Source organism: Shouchella rhizosphaerae (assembly GCF_036700015.1).
Classification (GTDB): Bacteria; Bacillota; Bacilli; order Bacillales; family Bacillaceae_D; genus Shouchella; species Shouchella rhizosphaerae.
This window is the reverse complement of sequence record NZ_CP144921.1, coordinates 2,800,480-2,820,511: the sequence shown is the minus strand read 5'-3', so window position 1 is coordinate 2,820,511 and position 20,032 is coordinate 2,800,480. Positions and strand designations below refer to the sequence as shown.

General features: G+C 45.2%; 22 protein-coding genes. 7 read left to right on the top strand and 15 right to left on the bottom strand.

What is annotated here, in order from left to right:
• Positions 1-56: 56 nt before the first annotated feature.
• The 7 genes from V5G21_RS14055 to V5G21_RS14025 form a co-directional block, all read right to left on the bottom strand.
• The gene (locus V5G21_RS14055) at positions 57-482 is read right to left on the bottom strand and encodes an ArpU family phage packaging/lysis transcriptional regulator (RefSeq protein ID WP_011245769.1); all 426 of its coding nucleotides are present in this window, start codon (positions 480-482) and stop codon (positions 57-59) included.
• Between the two features lie 78 nt (positions 483-560).
• Positions 561-1,370, bottom strand: coding sequence for an ectoine/hydroxyectoine ABC transporter ATP-binding protein EhuA (gene ehuA / locus V5G21_RS14050; RefSeq protein WP_280520386.1), 810 nt, complete (start codon positions 1,368-1,370; stop codon positions 561-563).
• Between the two features lie 8 nt (positions 1,371-1,378).
• Positions 1,379-2,059, bottom strand: a complete 681-nt coding sequence (ehuD, locus tag V5G21_RS14045; protein ID WP_011245767.1) for an ectoine/hydroxyectoine ABC transporter permease subunit EhuD — start codon at positions 2,057-2,059, stop codon at positions 1,379-1,381.
• Positions 2,056-2,727 (bottom strand): ectoine/hydroxyectoine ABC transporter permease subunit EhuC, encoded by a 672-nt coding sequence (gene ehuC / locus V5G21_RS14040; RefSeq protein ID WP_011245766.1) that lies wholly within the window; start codon positions 2,725-2,727, stop codon positions 2,056-2,058. Before ehuC ends, ehuD begins: the two co-directional genes overlap by 4 nt.
• Before the next feature lie 75 nt (positions 2,728-2,802).
• Positions 2,803-3,636: an ectoine/hydroxyectoine ABC transporter substrate-binding protein EhuB gene (gene ehuB, locus V5G21_RS14035; protein ID WP_011245765.1), complete on the bottom strand. Its 834-nt coding sequence runs from the start codon at positions 3,634-3,636 to the stop codon at positions 2,803-2,805.
• Positions 3,637-3,992: 356 nt separating this feature from the next.
• Positions 3,993-4,829, bottom strand: a complete 837-nt coding sequence (locus V5G21_RS14030) for a DUF6612 family protein (RefSeq protein ID WP_095237103.1) — start codon at positions 4,827-4,829, stop codon at positions 3,993-3,995.
• Positions 4,830-4,957: 128 nt separating this feature from the next.
• The gene (locus tag V5G21_RS14025) at positions 4,958-5,764 is read right to left on the bottom strand and encodes an HAD family hydrolase (RefSeq protein WP_257006195.1); all 807 of its coding nucleotides are present in this window, start codon (positions 5,762-5,764) and stop codon (positions 4,958-4,960) included.
• 271 nt (positions 5,765-6,035) lie between these two features.
• On the opposite strand from V5G21_RS14025, the gene V5G21_RS14020 reads away from it, so the two are divergent.
• The 6 genes from V5G21_RS14020 (at position 6,036) to V5G21_RS13995 (ending at position 11,234) form a co-directional block, all read left to right on the top strand.
• Positions 6,036-6,992 (top strand): glycosyltransferase family 2 protein, encoded by a 957-nt coding sequence (locus V5G21_RS14020; protein WP_011245762.1) that lies wholly within the window; start codon positions 6,036-6,038, stop codon positions 6,990-6,992.
• Positions 6,976-7,395 carry a GtrA family protein gene (locus tag V5G21_RS14015; RefSeq protein ID WP_073305102.1) on the top strand — a complete coding sequence of 140 codons (420 nt, stop codon included), beginning with the start codon at positions 6,976-6,978 and terminating at the stop codon, positions 7,393-7,395. The genes V5G21_RS14020 and V5G21_RS14015 overlap by 17 nt, the downstream gene beginning before the upstream one ends.
• Positions 7,385-9,976, top strand: a complete 2,592-nt coding sequence (locus tag V5G21_RS14010) for a YfhO family protein (RefSeq protein WP_338464833.1) — start codon at positions 7,385-7,387, stop codon at positions 9,974-9,976. Before V5G21_RS14015 ends, V5G21_RS14010 begins: the two co-directional genes overlap by 11 nt.
• Positions 9,977-10,096: 120 nt before the next feature.
• Entirely contained in the window at positions 10,097-10,261 is a 165-nt protein-coding gene (locus tag V5G21_RS14005; RefSeq protein ID WP_156323107.1) for a hypothetical protein, read from the top strand.
• 83 nt (positions 10,262-10,344) lie between these two features.
• A complete protein-coding gene (locus V5G21_RS14000) occupies positions 10,345-10,524 on the top strand; it encodes a hypothetical protein (RefSeq protein WP_011245759.1) in 180 nt (59 codons plus the stop codon).
• 200 nt (positions 10,525-10,724) lie between these two features.
• Positions 10,725-11,234: a ferritin-like domain-containing protein gene (locus tag V5G21_RS13995; RefSeq protein WP_095237100.1), complete on the top strand. Its 510-nt coding sequence runs from the start codon at positions 10,725-10,727 to the stop codon at positions 11,232-11,234.
• 22 nt (positions 11,235-11,256) lie between these two features.
• Here V5G21_RS13995 and fdhD read toward each other — a convergent pair whose 3' ends face one another.
• The 3 genes from fdhD to fdhF are packed head-to-tail and all read right to left on the bottom strand — an operon-like array spanning position 11,257 to position 15,648.
• Positions 11,257-12,060, bottom strand: coding sequence for a formate dehydrogenase accessory sulfurtransferase FdhD (gene fdhD, locus V5G21_RS13990; RefSeq protein WP_011245757.1), 804 nt, complete (start codon positions 12,058-12,060; stop codon positions 11,257-11,259).
• An 11-nt stretch (positions 12,061-12,071) separates the two neighbouring features.
• Positions 12,072-12,698, bottom strand: coding sequence for a DUF1641 domain-containing protein (locus V5G21_RS13985; protein WP_011245756.1), 627 nt, complete (start codon positions 12,696-12,698; stop codon positions 12,072-12,074).
• Positions 12,691-15,648, bottom strand: coding sequence for a formate dehydrogenase subunit alpha (gene fdhF, locus V5G21_RS13980; RefSeq protein ID WP_338464832.1), 2,958 nt, complete (start codon positions 15,646-15,648; stop codon positions 12,691-12,693). Before fdhF ends, V5G21_RS13985 begins: the two co-directional genes overlap by 8 nt.
• A 128-nt stretch (positions 15,649-15,776) precedes the next feature.
• Here fdhF and V5G21_RS13975 point away from each other — a divergent pair, with 128 nt between their 5' ends.
• Positions 15,777-16,586 (top strand): formate/nitrite transporter family protein, encoded by an 810-nt coding sequence (locus tag V5G21_RS13975; RefSeq protein ID WP_073305111.1) that lies wholly within the window; start codon positions 15,777-15,779, stop codon positions 16,584-16,586.
• Between the two features lie 14 nt (positions 16,587-16,600).
• Here V5G21_RS13975 and moaD read toward each other — a convergent pair whose 3' ends face one another.
• Genes moaD through moaA form a run of 5 tightly spaced genes read right to left on the bottom strand, consistent with a single transcriptional unit; the run spans position 16,601 to position 20,014 of the window.
• Positions 16,601-16,840: a molybdopterin converting factor subunit 1 gene (gene moaD, locus V5G21_RS13970; RefSeq protein ID WP_073305113.1), complete on the bottom strand. Its 240-nt coding sequence runs from the start codon at positions 16,838-16,840 to the stop codon at positions 16,601-16,603.
• 10 nt (positions 16,841-16,850) lie between these two features.
• The gene (locus V5G21_RS13965; protein WP_011245752.1) at positions 16,851-17,279 is read right to left on the bottom strand and encodes a molybdenum cofactor biosynthesis protein MoaE; all 429 of its coding nucleotides are present in this window, start codon (positions 17,277-17,279) and stop codon (positions 16,851-16,853) included.
• Entirely contained in the window at positions 17,279-17,794 is a 516-nt protein-coding gene (gene mobB / locus V5G21_RS13960; protein ID WP_167369577.1) for a molybdopterin-guanine dinucleotide biosynthesis protein B, read from the bottom strand. Before mobB ends, V5G21_RS13965 begins: the two co-directional genes overlap by 1 nt.
• The gene (gene glp / locus V5G21_RS13955; RefSeq protein WP_035204670.1) at positions 17,761-19,047 is read right to left on the bottom strand and encodes a gephyrin-like molybdotransferase Glp; all 1,287 of its coding nucleotides are present in this window, start codon (positions 19,045-19,047) and stop codon (positions 17,761-17,763) included. The genes mobB and glp overlap by 34 nt, the downstream gene beginning before the upstream one ends.
• A 13-nt stretch (positions 19,048-19,060) precedes the next feature.
• On the bottom strand, positions 19,061-20,014 hold the full coding sequence (gene moaA, locus V5G21_RS13950; protein ID WP_249413791.1) for a GTP 3',8-cyclase MoaA: 954 nt from the start codon (positions 20,012-20,014) through the stop codon (positions 19,061-19,063).
• Positions 20,015-20,032 lie beyond the last annotated feature (18 nt).

Genomic DNA, 20,032 nt, shown 5'->3' with positions numbered 1-20,032 from the left:
ACAAAAAAGACCAGCGTTCATTTGCTCATGAACGCTGGCAACGTGTTGACGTTCGCTCAGATGCCTTCCAACTCTCCCTGTTCTTCCTCCCACACAGAAAACAAATAATGTAGCTTTGTAAACGCCCTGTTTTTTATGCGGTAATATTGGCGCTCGCTAATGAGCATATCCATGTATACTTGATAATCAAACCGGTCTGCCTCTTGCAAATAGCGGCGGACAATCAACTCCCGTTCAGCAGGCGGCAAGCGATTGACACATTGTTCGATCATCGTCATGTAGTTCTTCCTTTTTTGGGCTGCTTCAATATTTTTTAGCGCTGTCTGTTCGGTTGTAGAAAAGAACGATCGAGCTCCCGTGTGAGCAGGAACGAATTGAAAGCTCTGTGTCGTCTTTGGAAGTTCTTCATAGGCCATTGTCAGGCGATAAAGATTGTACGTTTCAAGTTTTTTTTCGACATAGCGTTTTTCTGTTTTGTTCATAGCCATTCCCCTTCATGTTCGCTTTCCTACTAAAGAGAACGAAGGTTCGCTAAATCAAAGAAAACAAGAAAATTTTCCTTAGGCGTGAAAACGCCCTAAAAATGTTTTTAGCCGTTCTGTTTTTGGGTGGTTTAAAACGTCATCAGGCGTGCCTTGTTCGGCAATGCTGCCTTTATCAAGAAACAAAATCCGGTCAGCAACGTCACGGGCAAAATCCATTTCATGGGTGATCAACATCATCGTCGTTTTTCCTTCTTCTGCAATGTCGCGAATCACTTGAAGCACTTCCCCGACCAACTCTGGATCAAGGGCTGCTGTTACTTCATCAAACAGCATCACTTTCGGTTGCATAACCAGTGAACGAGCAATGGCTACACGCTGCTGCTGCCCACCGGACAATTGCGATGGATACATGTCAACTTTGTCGGCAAGCCCGACTTTTTCAAGCATGGCCACAGCCCGTTCTTTTGCCTCGTCTTTGCTCAAGCCAAGGACGTGGATAGGTGCTTCAATACAATTTTTCATGATCGTCATATGGGGAAACAAATTGTATTGTTGAAACACCATTCCAATATTGCCCCGTACTTTGCGCAAATGCTTTTCGTCAGCCGGCTTTAGCTCGCCGTTCACTTTTTTATGCCAGAGCATTTCTCCATCCACTTCGATCGTCCCTGCCGTTGGCTGCTCCAATGTCATCAACATGCGAATAATCGTTGTTTTGCCAGAGCCAGACGGGCCGATTAGAGCGATTTTTTCACCTTTTTTCACGTCAATGTCTAAATTGTTCAAAACGACCGTATCGCCAAATGCTTTTTTCACATTGCGGTAACGGACAAGCGTTTCTGCTTGCTCCATTTGCACAACTGAAGCTGGTTCCACTTTCTCCATGACTTCACTCATGTTTTCACTCCTCTAGTTTCAATTTTATTGCCGTGCAGCGTACCGACTTTCCGTTCTAAATAGCGAATAAACACAGCGGACGGATAGCTTAACACTAAAAATAAGAAACCAACGATCGTAATCGGCTCTACATAACGCCAATCGCTTGTACCGATTGACTGGGCAACAGCCATCATTTCTACGACAAAAATCGCCGAAAGCAACGGTGTTTCCTTAAATAAGACAATTAAATAGTTTCCAAGCATTGGAATGACTGGAGGAATAGCTTGTGGCAAAATGATTCGTCTCCATGTTTGGGCACGCGTGAAATTTAACGCCTGGCTTGCTTCCCATTGGCTTTTAGGAACAGCTTCAATCCCCGAGCGGTAAATTTCCGAAACGTACGTAGCATAATGGAGGCCGAGCACGATAGCGCCTGTTTGGAAGCCTGTTAATGGTGTTGTATAGTAAACGAAAAACAGTTGGACAAGCGGTGGTGTTGCCCGAATAAATTCAATCATACCGGCAACCGTTAGTGCCAACGGCTTAAAGGATGCACGCCGCAAAAGCGTTAAAACGAGGCCCGCTGTTAGCGAAATGCAATAAGCAATGATCGTAGCTGCAATCGTTACTGTAATAGCGGAAAGAATTTCGGGAAAAATTGCGATCGCAAATTCCCAATCCCATGTTTTGTTCATGATGTGCTCACTCCTTTAGAAGCCCTTTTTTCCAGCCAGCGGGCAAGGAAAATCAAAGGCAGCGCTAAAATAAAGTAAGCGACCAGCAAGTATGTGTAAATTTCAATTTGGTTGGACAGCGAATTGTTGCTGCCTCGGAGTACATTGGCTTGGAACGTCATATCGGCTAGCGCGATAAAATAAACAAGCGACGTCCCTTTCAATAATTCAATCGCGTTATTGCCAAAACCGGGCAACATCAAACGGACCGCTTGCGGCAAAATCACAAGCCTCATCCGTTGCCATTTTGACATGTTCAATGAAATGGCAGCTTCCGTCTGGCCAACGGCAATTGAATGAATTGCCCCTCTCACCACTTCTGAAGCATACGCGCCGTAATTTAGACCGACAGCAATTGAACCAGCTAAAAAATTTGACATCGACAGGCCAGGGAAAATCATCGGTAGCGCATAAACAAAAAAGAACATTTGCACAAGCAACGATGTGCCGCGGAACAGCTCCACGAAAACAGCAGCCACACTGCGGATGACTGGATTTTTTGATGTTCGCATCAAACCAGCAACGAGAGCGATGCTGTACGCGACGACAGCGCCTACTAAAAAAACTTGGACCGTGATTTCTAGCCCTTTTAGAATAAACGGCATAAAGCTAGAAAAGTTATTGAACATCCTCTCACCTCTTATCAACTAAAAAAGGGAGCATGGGATTCCACCTATGTGAGCACCATGCTTCCCTCTTGCCCTTTAGGCATTGCAGCGATCTTCCATAGTGATGTCTTCAGGAGGCAAATTGGCTTCAGTGAAGCCGAACTGTTCAATGATTTCAAGCAACTCCCCTGAATCAATGAGTTCTTGCAGTGCGGCATTGTATTCTTCCCGCATCTCTTCTCCTGCTTCCGATTGTGGGAAGACGGCTGCACCGTAGGCGATTTGTTCCTCGCCATCAATCACAGGCTGTGTAAAATCTTCCACAAATTCGACTTTGCCTGACGTATTGTTTTGAGCAGCTGAGTTTGCTGTCGCATCTGTGGCGACCATCACATCTGCCTGGCCATTTTCAACAGCAGCAATATTGTCGGCAATGCTGTTTCCGCTGACAAATTGGCTTTCATCTGCTCCTAGTGCGAGCAGCATCGCTTCTTGGTTCGCCCCTGCCATAAGCGCAACACGAATGTCTGGATCTTCGGCAATGTCTTCATAGCTTGTGATGTTTAGCGGGTTGCCTGAGGCGACCACAATCCCTTCCCCGTACTGCATTTCAATATTGCCGAAATTACCATTTGCGCACCGTTCTGGCTGGATGTCCATCCCGGCTGTAACGATGTCAAACTGTCCGCTGTTGACGCCTTGGATCAATGCTCCAAAATCAACAACAGTCCCTTCAATATCCTCATAGCCCATTTTTTGCAGCACAGCCCGGGCAATTTCTGGGCTGGCCCCCGTTACTTCTCCCGCGTCTGTGTCAATGTAGCCGTATGGCTCTTCATTGGCCACACCTACTTGGATTGTGTTTCCGCCGCCACATGCAGCCAATACAACAGCAGATGTTAATAAACCGAAGATTCCTGCTTTTTTCACTACTCGATCTCCTCCTGCTGTCCATCATCAAAAACAAGCTATTTTTTACTTTCCCAACCAACAGCCTCTTTTTCATGAGGACACTTTTTCGGTCTGTTTTTAACATGATAGCACAGATACACATTCTTACAAATTTCGTATCACTTAATATTAGCGCATTTATTCGCCTATTTCTTACTTACGTTCGTTGTCGTTCGAGTATGTCTTAATTTCTTATGAATAAGCCCATATCCTCTTTGATACGCAAATATAACTATAATTTTCAATTTTCTTCATGTTAATTGTCGGCTTTTTTCCTATTGTTGAGAAATCCTAAACAAAAAACCCCTTTCCACTGCAGAAAAGGGGCGCATTCGCTATTCTTCACTGTCTTCGTTCGGTTGTGCCTCTTGTTCCAACTCGGCTTGTTGCTGCTCCATCATTTCCTGTGCTTCTTCAATATCGATTGCTTCGTTTGTGACTTCGTCTGGCACATGAATGTCTTCTACTTCGTTAAATTGACTATACGTGCTCGTAAGCGATTGTGTTTGCACGGCTGCTTCCTCTTCATTTTCTTGCTGGTTAGGCATTTGAAATCCTAATGTCATTGTTGCCTCTTTTTGCAACAAAGAGCTTTTGTCAATCACAATTTCGATATCAAAATCGGTTACTTCTAAGCCCATCTCTTTTGCTTGTTGGCCTCCAGCCATTTCCAAGGCCAATTCCTTTAGTTCCCCGTCCGTTCCTGAGGCAGAGAGGATATAGTCATCGCCTTTGTCATTTAGTTCAAGCTGATCGCTATACTGTTTCATCATGTCTAGTTGCGCTTCAGCCGGGCGGAGACTTTCCGCGCCAGTTATGCCAGCCTCCTCGGCATCAAGCTTAATCCATTCGCCTATGCTTGGCTCTTCATAATAGTAAATGCCGTCTTCAATAAACTCCGTGTTGACATCTGTTTCTCCACTTACAGCATCCGGCTGCCTATGTTCGTTCGTTAAAGCGACCGGATCCCTTGTAAGTTGAAGGGAGGCATTGTTTTCGAAATCATCGCTATGCACAGCCGTTTCTACGGCATAACTGTTCAAATTCCCCATCGCTTCATTTGAATCGGTTAGCAGCTGCTCGATTTCTTCGCCAGTTGCATTGTCACCACAAGCAGTAAGCGCCCCTGCACCCACAAGTACTGAAACAACTGCTAGTCCATATTTTTTCATCGCCTTACGTCCTCCTTTAAACCTTTGTTCATTGCCGCTTGTGCCACACTAACACAAGTGTCTGTAACAAAAAAGGAGTAAGCGCGATTTCCAGCTACTTTATAGATTCATTTGTTATTTTTGCATATTTACCATAGCTCAAGAACAGTGCTTACAACACGCACTTGCTCAAGATCAATCTTTGGCCGTTGTGGATGAATGTATACCGCATCCATTCCGAGCAAAACAGCGGGGGCGATTTCGTTAATGAAATTATCGCCAACACTGACTGCTTCTTCAGGTTTTACTTCATAGTGGGATAAAAGTTGCTCAAAAAGGCCCATCGTTCTAGTCGGTTTCTTGGCAGATGAAATAATGTGCTCAAACACGCCTTCAAGCCCTAATTCTTTAAATAAGCGGCCAACATCATCCCGGTCACTATTTGTCATCACCACCACATGTGTGTGTTTCTTCAGCTCAAGAAGCTTGTCCCGCAGCCCAGGAAGAGGCTCAAGTTGAAATTTGTCTGATACCATATATTCTTTTGTCGCTTGATAGCTGGAATAACAGTCTGTTACTCCATAGTGTTTGGCACAGACAAATGGATACCACCAACCGTCGCCAATTGCGATCATGTCTTCAAAGTTAAACGACAATTCACCAGTATACACTTCTTCGACAGAAGCCTGGTCGTACTGTTCGCCTTCCCATGTATGGGCAGCAGTTACTTTTAATGTCATTGGATCAATCGTTAGAACAGCGTCACGGGCGACATCGTATGCTTTTCCAATTTGCACAACATGATTCCCTGCTTTCATCGCCTCGTAATCAAGCTGAAATTCAAGCCGATCTTTTTTAGCCACCTTTTGTTGCAAATGGGTTGCATAAAAATCAAAATGGTCGGTCCCTTCGTATAACGTTCCATCCAAATCAAAAACAACCAATTTATAGTTCATAAAAAACTCTCCTTTCAAGTCCCTTTCCAGTTTAAACCGATCTCATTTGGCGCGCCAGCTGTTAGCGACAAAAAACACGGAAGTTCAGCAAACTCATCTGTCGGCCACGAGTTTGTACTTTTATTTACAAATTGAAAACGGTTCACTGAGATACTTTTTTACAAGCAACCATAGTTTTTCGCATTTTGCAAACGAACTGTAAGATTGAATAGGCGTGAAACAGGGTAAGATAAAATGGAGGAATATCTTGTAAAGAAATGGAGGCTCGGAGATGAACAAGCCGTTGCTTTCTGTTATCGTCCCTTCATTTAATGAAGAGGAAAATGTTGAACCATTTTATTTTGCTTTAAGGGAAACGCTTAAGGATACCCACTATCGCTGGGAAGTCATCTATATAGACGATGGCAGTTCCGATAGCACGCTGCCGTTGCTCCAGCGTTTATCTACTTGGCATCCACAAGTTCATTATGTGTCGTTTACACGGAATTTTGGCAAGGAAGCTGCTATCGTCGCAGGGTTCCAGCATGCCAAAGGAGACTGCGTCGTTGTCATTGACGCTGATTTGCAACACCCGGTCCATTTGATCAAAGACCTGTTAGAAGGATTTGAAGAAGGGTATGATCAAGTGATTGCTTGCCGCGATCGAAAAGGAGAGGGGTTTCTCCGCAGCACAGCCTCAAAGCTGTATTACAAGTTCATCAATAAAATTGTCGATGTGGAGCTCGAAGACGGTGTCGGCGACTTTCGCCTGTTAAGCAGACGCGCTGTCGATGCGCTTTTAATTATGAGCGAAGGCAACCGCTTCTCAAAAGGGCTGTTTTCTTGGATCGGTTTTGACCAAAAAGTCGTTTATTACGAAAATGTTTCGCGGCAAAATGGCGAATCAAAATGGTCCTTCTCTAAATTGGTCAATTATGGCATTGATGGAATTGTATCTTTTAATATGAAGCCATTGCGCATTTGCTTTTACATGGGCGGCTTTATTTTAGCGGCTGCTCTTCTGTACATTTTCATCATGTTTGCTCAAATCATCCGTACAGGCATTGATGTCCCTGGCTACTTTACCATCATTTCAGCCGTGTTGTTTTTAGGAGGCGTACAGCTTGTGTCTCTTGGGATCATCGGTGAGTATATTGGCAGGATTTACAATGAAACGAAACGTCGCCCCCATTATTTAGTGAAAGAAACAAATGCGACTAAAGGAAAACGGTATGAACGAGCGCACTAACATTTGGAAGAAAATCTACCATAACTCGTTTGTCCGTTTTGCTTTCGTCGGCGGAATTAATACAGGAACGTTTTACTTGCTTTACTTGCTGTTTCAGCAAGTCTTTTCGCTCCATTATTTAGCTGCCCACGTGACAGCTTTTTTGCTGAGTATGATTGGCTCTTATTTTTTAAATGTATTTTTTACATTTGGCGTCAAGCCTTCTTGGAAAACATTCCTGCAATTTCCGTTGACGCAAGCTGTCAACTTTAGTGTATCGACAGTGCTTGTTTTTGTACTTGTTGAATGGATCGGGTTGCCTGCCCCCCTTGCACCTTTAGTGGCCGTGCTATTCACTGTCCCAATTACGTATCTTGTTACAGCAAAAATTTTAAAACGAGATGGAGTCCAGCATGAAGTTTAATTTAAGGACATTGCTTTCTTTATTGATCGGAAGCGTGCTTTTTGCAGCAGCTGCGCACGCTTTTTTCTTTTATCAGTCGGCAAACGGCCAATTCATGGTCGGTCCAAATGATGGTACAGCACAAATGTTGCCCTTTAAGCAATTTCTTTACACCCTGTACAGTGAAGGATCGTTCTTTTACTCCCTTCAGTTTGGCCTCGGTGGAGGGATTTTCAGCCAACTAGCTTATTATTTTGCCACAAGTACTGTATTCTTTCTTACATTTCTTGTTGTCTATTCTGGCGAAATACTTGGACTGTTTGCTGATCCTGACACAGTCCTTTTTTGGGGCCAAGCGGCTGTCTTTGTAAACGCATTCCGTCTTGCGGCTGTTGTGTTCATTACATCACTCTTATTTTGCTATATGAACATAAAAGCAAAGTACGCCTTTATCGGAGCCGTGTTATATGGCGGAAGTGTGATGTATTTTAGGCACGCTGCTTTTTGGGAATTTTTTGCGGATGCTTATTTATGGTTGCCTTTACTCGTGCTTGGCGTTGAGAAAATCATTCGCGAACAGAAGCCATGGTGGTTGATTGCTGCGATTGCTTTGTCACTAGTGAACAATTTTTACTTTGCTTACATAAACTTTCTGTTTATTGGCCTTTATGCACTCTTGCGCTTTTTCTTTCCTTTGGCCGATCATGAAAGTTCCATCAAGCAACAGCTACGCATGTATATCCCGTCTGTTTTCATCGGCTTTTTGATCGGAGCAATTGCATTTATACCGGCGGTTTACGGGTACGTCAATAATTTTCGTCCCGCCTTTACTGATCCAATCCAGTGGATGGACTTGCATGACAACGTTTTTTATACGAGCAGGCTGCTCATTTTGCCAGCCATTTTCATCTTTTGCCTGTTTGCACGCTCTCTTTATAAACAAAAGCCTTTTCGCTTTTTTGCGTTTATGGCCTTGTTGTTTGTTGCTTTCCATTATAGCCCAATGATCGGTAGCGTTTTTAATGGCTTCTCAGCTCCCCAATACCGATTCCAATATATGGGGTCTTTTTTGCTAGCTGCTGCTGTTGCCTTTGCTTTGCCGTCATTAAAATCACTGGCCAAACGCGACTTTTGGATTGCCTTTTGTCTAACAGGTTTTGCTTTCGCGCTCAGCTATGTATTAGGGTATAACACGTCGTCCTTATTCCAATCTGGCCAAGCTTATTTGCTGATAATTAGCGCAGTGCTAACACTTGTGCTTTTGCTCTTCGTGCATAAACATCCTAAAGTTTGGATGCCTGTCCTACTCGTTAGCCTTGCCGTGTTACAGCTTGGACTTGCGAATATTTATCAAAAAGAGCGGCTCTATGAAAACGGAAACTTGAGCCAGACATCGGCAGCATTTTTGCAAAGCCATGAGTATGATCACGACGCTCAGCGGGAGCTGTTTACACAAACAGTCGATGAAAGGCCTCTTTCCAGAGTAGAGTGGGTAGCTGATTTCCGCAACAACACACCGCTTGTCCAGGATTTTTATGGCACGAGCGCCTATTCGAGTGTATTAAATAAGCATCTTCTGTTCTTCTACTATCATGATTTGCAAATTGACATGAACCGGGAAAGCGTCAGCCGTTATTCTGGCTTTGGAGATCGTGCTAACTTGCATAGCTTATTCCAAGTCAAATATAAACTCGTGGATCAACAAAAAGAAACGCCGATCCCTTACGGTTTTTCAGAAGTGGCCAACAATGAACGCTATGCCCTTTACGAGAATGAAAACGTCCTTCCTTTTGCCCGTGTTTCTTCTTCGACCTATAGTGAAGATCAGCTTTCGTCGTTAAGCGTCCTTGATCGGGAACATGCAATGCTTGAAGGCATTATTGTCGAACCAGGTTTAGAAACGGGCAAGTTTATACCACAAGCTCAAAACCGTATAAACGATGCTGAAATTGAAGCAGTAGGCGGAACATACGAAAATGGCCTATTGACTGTGACGGAAGAAATAGGCGGGCTTGACATTTACATAGGTGAACGGGATGAAAGCGAGATCGATGACTACTTATCCTTTTATCTCCGAAACAATTCTGAGACTGCTCCATTATTTCAGTTAACAGTCAATGAGTTCAAAACGTCGCGCAAATCCCGTGAGTCGATTTACCGAACCGATGTAAACCACATAACGATTCGTGTAGCCGCCAATGACGTATTATCGTTACGCGTCCCAGAAGGAAGCTATACATTAAACGAGTTGGCGCTTTACACAGAAACCTATCGCCACCTTGATGAAGCAGTTGCAACAAGCGAAGACATTCCAGTTCAATTGTCTTCGCGGGAAATATCGGTTGATTATAACAATGATGAGGAAAACAACGTGCTGGCCATCCCTGTGCCTTATGAAAAAGGCTGGGAAGTAACGGTTAATGGCGAAAAGGCCGACTTGCTTAAAGTAAACTATGCCTTTCTCGGCGTACCCTTACAAGCAGGGGAAAATCACATCGTCTTTTCTTATTGGCCACCATTCTTCCGCCTTTCCACCTTTTTAACAGCCACTGGTTTGCTTTTAGCAGCAGGTTGGGCGATTGCAAGAAAAAAACAGCGATAACGCTGTTTTTTTTCTTGCCTTTAAACAACGAAACTGTTATTATGGAAGTTAAATCTATAAAAAACGGCCACGGCAATATTCATATGATTATGACAAAATATTAAAAAAGGAGGATTCTTAATGAAACGAATTTTTATTGGCTATGTTGCTTTGCTCATCGGGCTTGGCGTTCTACTGCTTTACTTAGGTGTTTCAGAATTGGCAATTACTTGCACCATGTTTGTGTTACTCGTACTCGGTTCAATCCTTTCTCTCCTATTCAAACCCCGCAAGGCTCAAAGCTAACCATGAACCAGGAACCAGCGACCTTTTGACCGCAACAGAGTTGTCCGCTACAATACATGTAGCGACACTACTGGAGGTTGGACATGTCCAAAGCTACCCAAAAGAAACCACCTAATGAGACATTTGGAATGATTTTTGGCCTTTTGATTGGAATTGGCGTTAGTATTGCTTTAAATAGCATCCCAATTGGAATCGCTATTGGCATTGTTGTCGGTACAATGGCAAGCTTTTATTCAAAAAAACAGAAACCTGACAAAGATTAACCGGCTCATTTCAGGCCGGTTTATTTTGTGAAACGCTAGCAGCTCATTTAATTGTTAATTGTGGCTCTCGTTTTTGGTTGCTCATTCACATTCATCCCTCAACGGATAAGTCTAGTCTAAGTAAAGCCGGTTATTTGTGAATGTCTGCCTTCTTCAGCGCATAAACATAGGTTTATACGATTTATGCGAGGAGGCAAACTATGTTTAAAAAACGGGCCGCTCCCTCTTTCTCGGGGCCTCCACCTACTCCATCTACTGGTCCAGTGACGCGGGGAGCAAGTTCGCCAACTGTATCCAAGGAGCAGCGGGCTGAATTGCAGCAATTTCTCCAGCTAGCTTACCAATCCGTACTAGAATATGAACAACTTCGCAGCCAAGCGCCTACGCAACACTTGGCTTCTCTCATTGATGCTACGATTGAAGAAGAAAAAAGTCATTATCAAACACTGCTTCATGCTTATAAGCAATTAAGCGGCAAAGACCCTACGATTACCGAACCTACTTTACCTCGAAACGACTATATCCCTGCTTTAAAAGCGGCGTTTGAAAAAGAACAAGCTGCGGCTTATACGTTTGAACAGGCAGCTCGCTTTACGACTCATCCTGCTTTGAAAGAAGTGTATGCTTCTCTTGCTCGTGATGAGCAGCGACATGCCTTATGGCTGCTTTCTTTCTTAACGATTTATAGCACTGGTCGAATTTCCCATTAAAAAAAGCTAGAAGCGCATTGCTCTAGCTTTTTAGCTCGATTCGTTCTGGCACCGTATAGACATTCATCGAGCGATTGCGGATAAAACCGACTGTTGTAATGTCCAATTCCTCGGCAATTTGCAGCGCCCTATCGGTTGGGGCTGATTTGGACAAAACTAGCTCACAACCGATTTTAGCCACTTTGAGAATAATTTCTGCCGACAGCCGGCCGCTAAAGACCACTAATTTGCCGTGCAAGGAAAGACCGTTCTGCAAACAATGCCCATAGAGTTTATCTAACGCATTGTGGCGGCCAACGTCTTCTCGCATGAGAAGCAAGCCATCCTTCGTGGCCAATGCTGCATTGTGGACACCGCCAGTTTGTTGAAAGGTACGTGCATTTTCCTGGAGCTCCGCCATTAACCGGAAACAATCGCCAGCATTTAACTTTACATCTCTTGTTTGCACTTTCTTCGCTGTCTTTGCATCGGACGCAAAGACGAACCCTTGCCTGCTCATCCCACAGCATGACCCCATATACCGTTTTGTTTGCAAGTGCTGGTGCAAGCGATCTATGGGCCGTACTAATTCAATATGGATAAACCCTTGCCTATCATCGATCCATATCGTCTTTACTTCTTCATACGCTTGGATGAGGCCTTCGGAAACTAGAAATCCAATTGCCATTTCTTGCAAATATGTTGGCGTACAAACAAGCGTAGCAAACTCCTCACCGTTGATTTTCAGCGTTACAGGCTGTTCCCTCGCAATTGGATCGTCTATCCGCACTGGCTCTCCTGCCTGAAAACGCCATATTTGTCTTGATGTTTGTATGTTTTTTTCCATCGGCATAACCCTTACTTCCTTTTCCAAATAAGCGGAAGTGCGCAAGCAAGAGCGCCCGCCGCAAACATGTACCACTTTCCTTGTGCTGGTCGGCGCTTTGGCGCATTCCGACGGTTAACAGGCTCGGAACGCTCGTGCATCGCTTGGTTTTCTTCTATGTCTTCCTGATTGATGCCCAATCCTTTTACGATTGCAAGCAACACATTCATTCCTTCGATCACTTGCTCGTCTTTCAACGCGCGGAGCAAACCGGCAAAGCCTCCACCTTGGCCCTCAACGTGTTCATAATCGGCGACTTTTTCAATGCTTGAGTTGATTTTATAAACGATTGGTTCCAAGTCTGCCATTTTCACTGTACCTAATGCTTCAACGAGTAATAACATGTTTTTGAGCGACTGTGTCACATTTGGATGATCAAGTGCTATGACAATTCGCTCCAATATTTTATCGCTTTGCCCTATCGCGCCGTGGGCGATATCAAGCGCCCCCTTTTCGTGGATACGGCCAAGGAGCTTTACGGCAGACTCGATCGCCTCCTTATTGTCTAAAAAAACGTCTTCTAGCTCTGTTAAATCGTTTTGGCGCTTTTCTGCTGGGTCTATTTCAAGCTTGCGGATGACCGTCGTCGCCTTAGCCATTGCTCTGCGCTCTCCTTTCCTTTACTACATCGCCAGGAAATACATAATCCTTTCGGGCCCACTTTTCTTGAACGCGCACGCCTATTTGTGGCTGAGGATTGCCATAGCGGTGGTTTGTCTTTGGAAGTGGGTTTTTGCCTTGTGGCTCTAACACTTCCAATTTAGCTGCAACTTCTTTATAGGCAGGCGTGTCGGTATCTTTGTCTGAATGAGAGCTTGTCAAATAATTGATTGCTCCCTCTCCGCTCGTATTCATCGGCAAATAAACTTCTTTTCCGGCGACTCGTTCCGTGACAACGCATCTTACTTTCACGCTGCCGTATGGCGATATAAGCCGTACTTTTGTGCCATCCGTAATGCCCCGGTCTTTCGCAAGTTCCTTCGATACTTCTAAAAATACTTCTGGCGTTTTTCCGCTGATCGCTTTTGACCTATACGTCAGATTGCCTTCATGGAAATGTTCAAGCAACCTTCCATTGTTAACGTGAATGTCATATTCATCCCCAAATTCAAGCGGTTTCGTCCATGTAACAGGATATAGGTGGGCTTTCCCTTCTGGCAGCGGGAATTTGTCTTTAAACAGCAAAGGTGTATCTGTGCCATCTTCTGCAACTGGCCATTGCAAGCTGTTGTAGCCTTCAAGGCGATCGTAGCGTACGCCAGCGAACAATGGAGCTAGCGATGCTGCCTCGTCCATAATTTCAGATGGATGTTTATAAGACCAAGCGGCACCAAGCCGATTGGCAATGTCTCGGATAATCATCCAGTCAGGGCGAGAATCGCCAAGTGGTTCAAGGACTTGATATAGCCTTTGCACACGCCGCTCCGTATTCGTAAATGTCCCTTCTTTTTCAAGGCTCGGGCTTGCTGGCAAGACGACATCGGCGAATTGGGCCGTTTTCGAAAAGAACACGTCTTGGACAACAAAAAAATCCAGCTTTTCAAAAGCAGCTTGCACATAGTTGGCATTTGAATCGACTATGCCCATGTCCTCGCCTTTTAGATAGAGGATATTCAACTTCCCTTCATGGATGGCGTCAACCATTTCATGGTTATTCAAGCCAGGTTCTGCTGGGATTTTAACACCCCATTTTTGTTCATAGCGCTGGCGCACCTCATCATCGCTAACAAATTGGTAGCCAGGAAACCGATCAGGCATGCTGCCGAAATCACTAGCACCTTGGACGTTGTTATGGCCACGCAGCGGGTAAGCTCCTGCGCCTGGCTTCATGTAGTTGCCTGTAACTAGGAGTAAGTTTGAAATGGCTGTGCTCGTATCGCTTCCGCCACCGTGTTGGGTAACGCCCATTGCCCAGAGAATGCAGCTAGTATCAGCCTCGTGGATGGCTGTAGCGACCGCAATCATTTCGTCTTTTGACAAATTTGTTGCTTTTTCAGCGTAATCAAGTGTATATACGGCTAAGCTGTCAATAAATGTTTGCACATTGTTGACATGCTTTCGCAAAAATGCTTCATCATGCCAACCTTGGTCAATGATGTATTTCGTCACAGCCGACAGCCAAACGAGGTCGCTGCCTGGTGCTGGCTTAATAAAGACATCAGCACGCTCAGCAAGCTCATGCTTGCGAATGTCGGCGACAATCACTTTTTGTCCATGTAGCTTTTGCGCTCGTTTCACCCTTGTTGCCAAAACTGGATGTGATTCTGTTGTATTGGAACCGATTGAAATAACCAAACCTGCCTTTGCGATGTCTTCAATTCCCCCTGAATCGCCGCCGTAGCCGACAGTACGCCACAACCCTTTCGTCGCCGGAGACTGGCAGTAGCGAGAACAATTGTCAATGTTATTCGTGCCAACTACAGCTCTGGCCAATTTTTGCATCAAATACGATTCTTCGTTCGTACATTTGGACGAAGAAATAAAGGCGAGTGAATCAGGTCCGTTCTGATCGATCGCTTCCTTAAATTTACGAGCAATAACGTCGAGCGCCTCTTCCCAATTCGTTTCTCGGAATCCGTCCCCTTCACGAATCAATGGTTTTGTCAGTCGCTCTTCACTGTTGACAAAATCCCAGCCGAATTTGCCTTTGACACAAGTAGAAATGCCATTTGCCGGCGCTTCAGGCTGTGGTTCGACTTTTAAAATCTGTCTCCCTTTTGTCCACACATCAAACGAACACCCTACGCCACAGTACGTGCAAACAGTTTTTGTTTTATTGATCCGCTCTTCTCGCATGATCGCTTCTACATCAGAAACAGCCATTAATGATTGGTAGCCTGTTTCTACATTCTTTGTAATGTTAATCATCGGCCGCATTGAGTTTTCCTTAATCGCTGTTAAATACCCTGCCTCACCTTCCATGCCAACTTCCATCATTGCATTGCACGGACATACGGTTGAACAATGTCCACAGTTGACACAAGATGATTCGTCAATAGGTGAGTGCTTGTCCCAAATAACACGTGGCCGTTCCAAACTCCAATCAATCGATAGCGTTTCCGTTACTTGCACGTCTTGGCATGCTTCCACACAACGCCCGCATAAGATGCACTGATCAGGATCATAGCGATAAAACGCGTTACGCTGTACTTCTGCCTTTTTTGAAGAATGTTCCGTTTCCTGGTGGGTCATTTTCATTTCTTTGACCGCATTATGTATCTCGCAGTTGCCGTTATTGTAATCGCATACCGTACAATACAGTTCGTGATTGCCAAGAATGCGGTCCATTGCGATCAATTGAGCCTCATGCACGCCAGCGCTTTTTGTATGAATCGTGTCGCCAGGCTTGATGTCTGTCGAGCATGAGCGGACGAATTCGCCGTTTACTTCTACAATACAAGTGTCGCATGTTTCGATCGCCCCTAAACTTGGATGATAGCACAGGCTAGGCACTTCCACCTTTTTCTCCGCTAAAAAGGTTAAGAGTGAACGTGGATTTGTAACCGTTTCCTTTTTCCCATTCAACGTAACTTCGAACTGTCTGGCCAATTTTTATTCCCCCTCTATTTCCTCTTTCCTCCCCTACCCGTAAAATCCTGCAATAAAACCTAGACATCTTAACCGTTTTAAAATGAAAACGGCTGGGTATACGGGTAACGATGAAAGGAGGGCCATTTATGTATAACAACACACTGGCCAAGCTAGACTCTCAGGCGAAACAGAAACACGGGCTGCTCGACTCTTCTCCTCTCCGTTATTTTCTTGCTGCTATGCTTGCCGGTGCTTATGTGGGCGTCGGCTCGATCGTGCTTTTTTCTGTTGGCGATCCGTTCTATCAAGTTAGCTCACCATTTCTGTCTGTCGTGACTGGCGCTACGTTTGGACTCGCTTTAGCGCTTGTGCTCTGGGCCGGCTCCGAACTTTTCACAGGCAGCCATTTAATTTTTACGGCCAGCTCATTAAGCGGCACCACTACTTGGAAACAAACAGCCTCAATTTGGAGTTGGAGCTTTGTAGGCAATTTAGTCGGCGCACTACTGCTCTCGTACCTCGTCTTCCTTACTGGCATTTTTGCTGATGCTGGCGCCCATCATTACATGATGTCTCTTGCGGCCGATAAGATGAATGCGCCTCTACAGGAGTTGTTATTTAGGGGCATCCTCTGCAATTGGATCGTGTGCCTTGCGATTTGGACTTCCCTCCGAGCGGAAGGCGACATCGCCAAACTTTTTCTCATTTTTGTGCTCATTTTTGCCTTTATCGCATCTGGTTTCGAACATAGTGTGGCCAACATGTCTATTCTTGGTATGGCTCTATTCCATGGCGGCAATGATATGGTCACCATTGGCGGATTTTTTTATAATTTGATTCCTGTTACGATCGGCAATGTCATAGGCGGCGCTCTATTTGTCGCCGGTGCTTATGTAGCCATTAGCCAAAAAAAGAATGAGTCGTCGCCCGAACAAGTTGACAAAAAAAGCGGTTAAAACCTTACAAGGTTTTAACCGCCGCTTACAGGTGGAATAAAAGCCACGACATCCCCTGCTGTCAGCTCTGTCGATTGGCTCGCAAACTCTTCGTTTACTGCAACCATGGCGCCGTTCAGCGAATTAGGAGAAAGCCTATGCGTGTCAATGGCCCACTCTGTCAATTCTTTTACTGTCCTTCCAGCAAAATCAACTTCTGTTTCTGCCTGGCCAGCTTGTTCGGCTAGCCCGGCAAAAAAAAGAACTTTAATCATGTTGTCCCCCTTATGTATACCGTTTGGTTTCAAGCTGATCGCCAATCCACGAACTGCCGTCTTCCCAAATTTCTTTTTTCCATATTGGCACCATCGCTTTTATCCGTTCCATTGCGTATGCATTGGCCTCATACGCGGCCTGTCGATGTGGTGAACTGACTGCGATCACGACCGCTGCTTCAGAAATGTCGAGAACGCCGAGCCTGTGTACAATCGCGACATTTGTACCTGGCCACCTTTCGTTTATTTCAGCGCCAATCCGTTTCAGCATTTTTTCAGCCATTGATTCATAGGCGATGTATTCTAGACGCACTGTTTTTTTGCCATTGGTAAATTCACGGACAGTGCCGATAAAAGTGGCAATCGCTCCGCAGTTTCTATCGGTCACTTGGTTGATTACCTGTTGGACATCAATTGGTTTATTGGTTAACTGAAACACTAAAAATAAGCCCCGCTTTCTAGAATTTGCTTTTTCATGTATGACATATAGCGTTGACGTTCATCAATTCCAAAAACAGGAAAATCCCTCGTTCTCTTGTTATTGCCCCAATCGATGGCGCATTGTACATGTTCCAACTCGAGCAGGGACTGGTCGCTGTCATCGCGCAGCAAAACGACTTTCGGGTACGGAGCGTTTTTCCATCCTTCTACTAAAATAACGTCTGGTTGATCGATAAGCACTTGAAGCTGCAACAATTGCACAAGCGTCCATTCTTGCTTTTTCGCAACGATTTTTAACACACCATCTCCCTCGACCGAGCTCCCATTGGCTCCGGCAAGAAGAAATCGGTCACTGTCTGTGCTGCCTGTAGGTGCTCCCCCATGGCCATGGTGCTTCAGGCAGGATACAACCATCCCTTCATTGCGAAGGACCGCGATTAATTGCTCCATTAATGTCGTTTTGCCTGCATTTTTGTAGCCTACGACTTGGAAGATACGGCAACGCTTTTCCACGGCCATTCACTTCCTTGTTGTTCACCTAAAAGCAATATATCCACTTCCATGCCTGATTGATAGCCACGCGTCCCTCCTGGCAACATTATCAACACATCTGCTTCAGCAAGAGAAATGACCGACCCTGACTTGTCAAGGCCAGAGGGCGCCACTTTATGAATGCCATCTTCTTCTGAAAGAATGCCGCGCACCAATCTTGTAAATGGGTTCGGTTTTGGAAAATCAACCGCTAAAATTGCTTTACTCTTTTTCAAATGAATGTTTTGGGCTTGAAGGCTACGCCGGATAAGGGGGCGGACAAACAATTCGCAGCCAACAAAACAAGCCCCAGGATTGCCTGACAAACCGAAAAACGGCTTGCCGCCAACATGGGCCGCAGTTGTGACGCTTCCTGGCCTCATTGCTACTTTATTAAAAATTTGCTTGGCGCCTAATGTCTCAATTAATTGAGGCACAAGATCATAATCACCGACAGAAGCTCCTCCAGTTGTAATAACAATATCGACTTCTTCAAGCATGTTGCGCACTGCCTGCTCACACAGCTTAAGATCATCTGGTAGCTGTCCATACATGACGGGCTGCCCACCTGCTTGCCTTACTTGGGCTGCAATCATATACGCGTTGCTGTTGCGGATTTTCCCAGGCGTTAGCGGTGCGCCGACTTCCAGCAGTTCGCTCCCCGTCGACAAAATGCCAACGGTTGGCTGAACGGCCACAGGCACGTAATTGTATCCGAACGTCGCCAGCAAAGCGGCGACGCCTGGATGGACATAGCTTCCTTTTTTTACAAGGGGTGTCCCCTTTCGTGTGTCTTCTCCTTGAAAAGAAATATTCGTGTTTGCTGCAAAAGGGCGGACAACGGTGATATAGCCATCGCTCTCTTCTTTTACGACTTCAAGCATGGCTACGGCATCACAGCCGTTCGGAATCTTTGCCCCAGTCATAATGCGCACCGTTTCCCCTGCTTTCACGTCTCCTGCAAAGACAGTTCCCGCACCGATCTCACCAACTGTTTTTAAACGCACTGGGTTTGTTCGGCTTGCTTGTGCCGTATCAAACGAACGAAGCGCATAGCCATCGTAAGGCGAACGGTCAAAAGGAGGGACGTCGTGGTCTGCAACAAGATCAGCAGCCAAAAAACGCTGCGTCGCATCTAAAAGAGGGACTGACTCTGTACGAACAGGGACATCCATTTCTTGCAATACACGCCTTACTGCCTCTTCAATTGGAAGCGGCAATCTTTTCTCCACCATTTTTTACCTCCTATTAACCTCCAATATAAGACATCTCAATTTTTTTTCTTGTTTTTGCTGTTTCTTCTGTCCGAAGCTCTGAATAGCGATCAGCCCGTGCTTCCCATAATTGCTTGATTTTTCGCTGCAATGCCTCGTCTGAAAGTCCCTTGCGCAAATCAGCACGCAAGTCTGTGCCATTTTCCGAAAATAAGCATGTGAATATTTTCCCATCAGCCGATAGGCGCGCACGAGTGCACGATTGGCAAAACGTTTCGGTAACCGAAGAAATAAAGCCTACTTCCGTCTCTGTGCCGCTATAGCGATAACGGGAGGCTACTTCCCCGTAATACGCTTGATTTACCGGTTCTAATGGCGCAATTTGGGAGACGAGCTTGTACAATTCCTTTTTCGATACAACATAGGAAAAATCCCAGCCATTCGTTTGGCCAACATCCATAAATTCAATAAAGCGCAATGTGACACCAAGCTCCTTTGCATAACGTGCAAGGGGAATGACCTCCTGTTCATTTGCGCCTCGTTTGACTACCATGTTTATTTTCACGCCGAGTCCTGCATCCTTGGCAGCAGCAATACCGTTAAACACCGCTTGCGGCTTCGTCTTACGTCCGCTCATTTTTTGAAATGTTTCCGTGGACAATGCATCTAGGCTGATATTGACCCGTTGCAATCCAGCGGCTTTAAGGGCTTTCGCCATCTTTGGCAACATCACGCCATTTGTCGTCAACGCTAGATCTTCTAAGCCCTCTATAGCATGAAGTCGGCCAATCAAATGCGCCACTTCTTTTCGAAGCAGCGGCTCTCCCCCTGTAATGCGGATTTTTTTGACGCCTAACTGCACAAACTGCTCTGCTGTGCGTACTATTTCGTCAACAGAAAGAAGCTCGCTTTCATCCATAAAAGCATGGTCTGGGCCAAACACTTCTGCTGGCATGCAATAAGAGCAACGGAAATTGCAACGATCCATAATTGAGATGCGTAAATC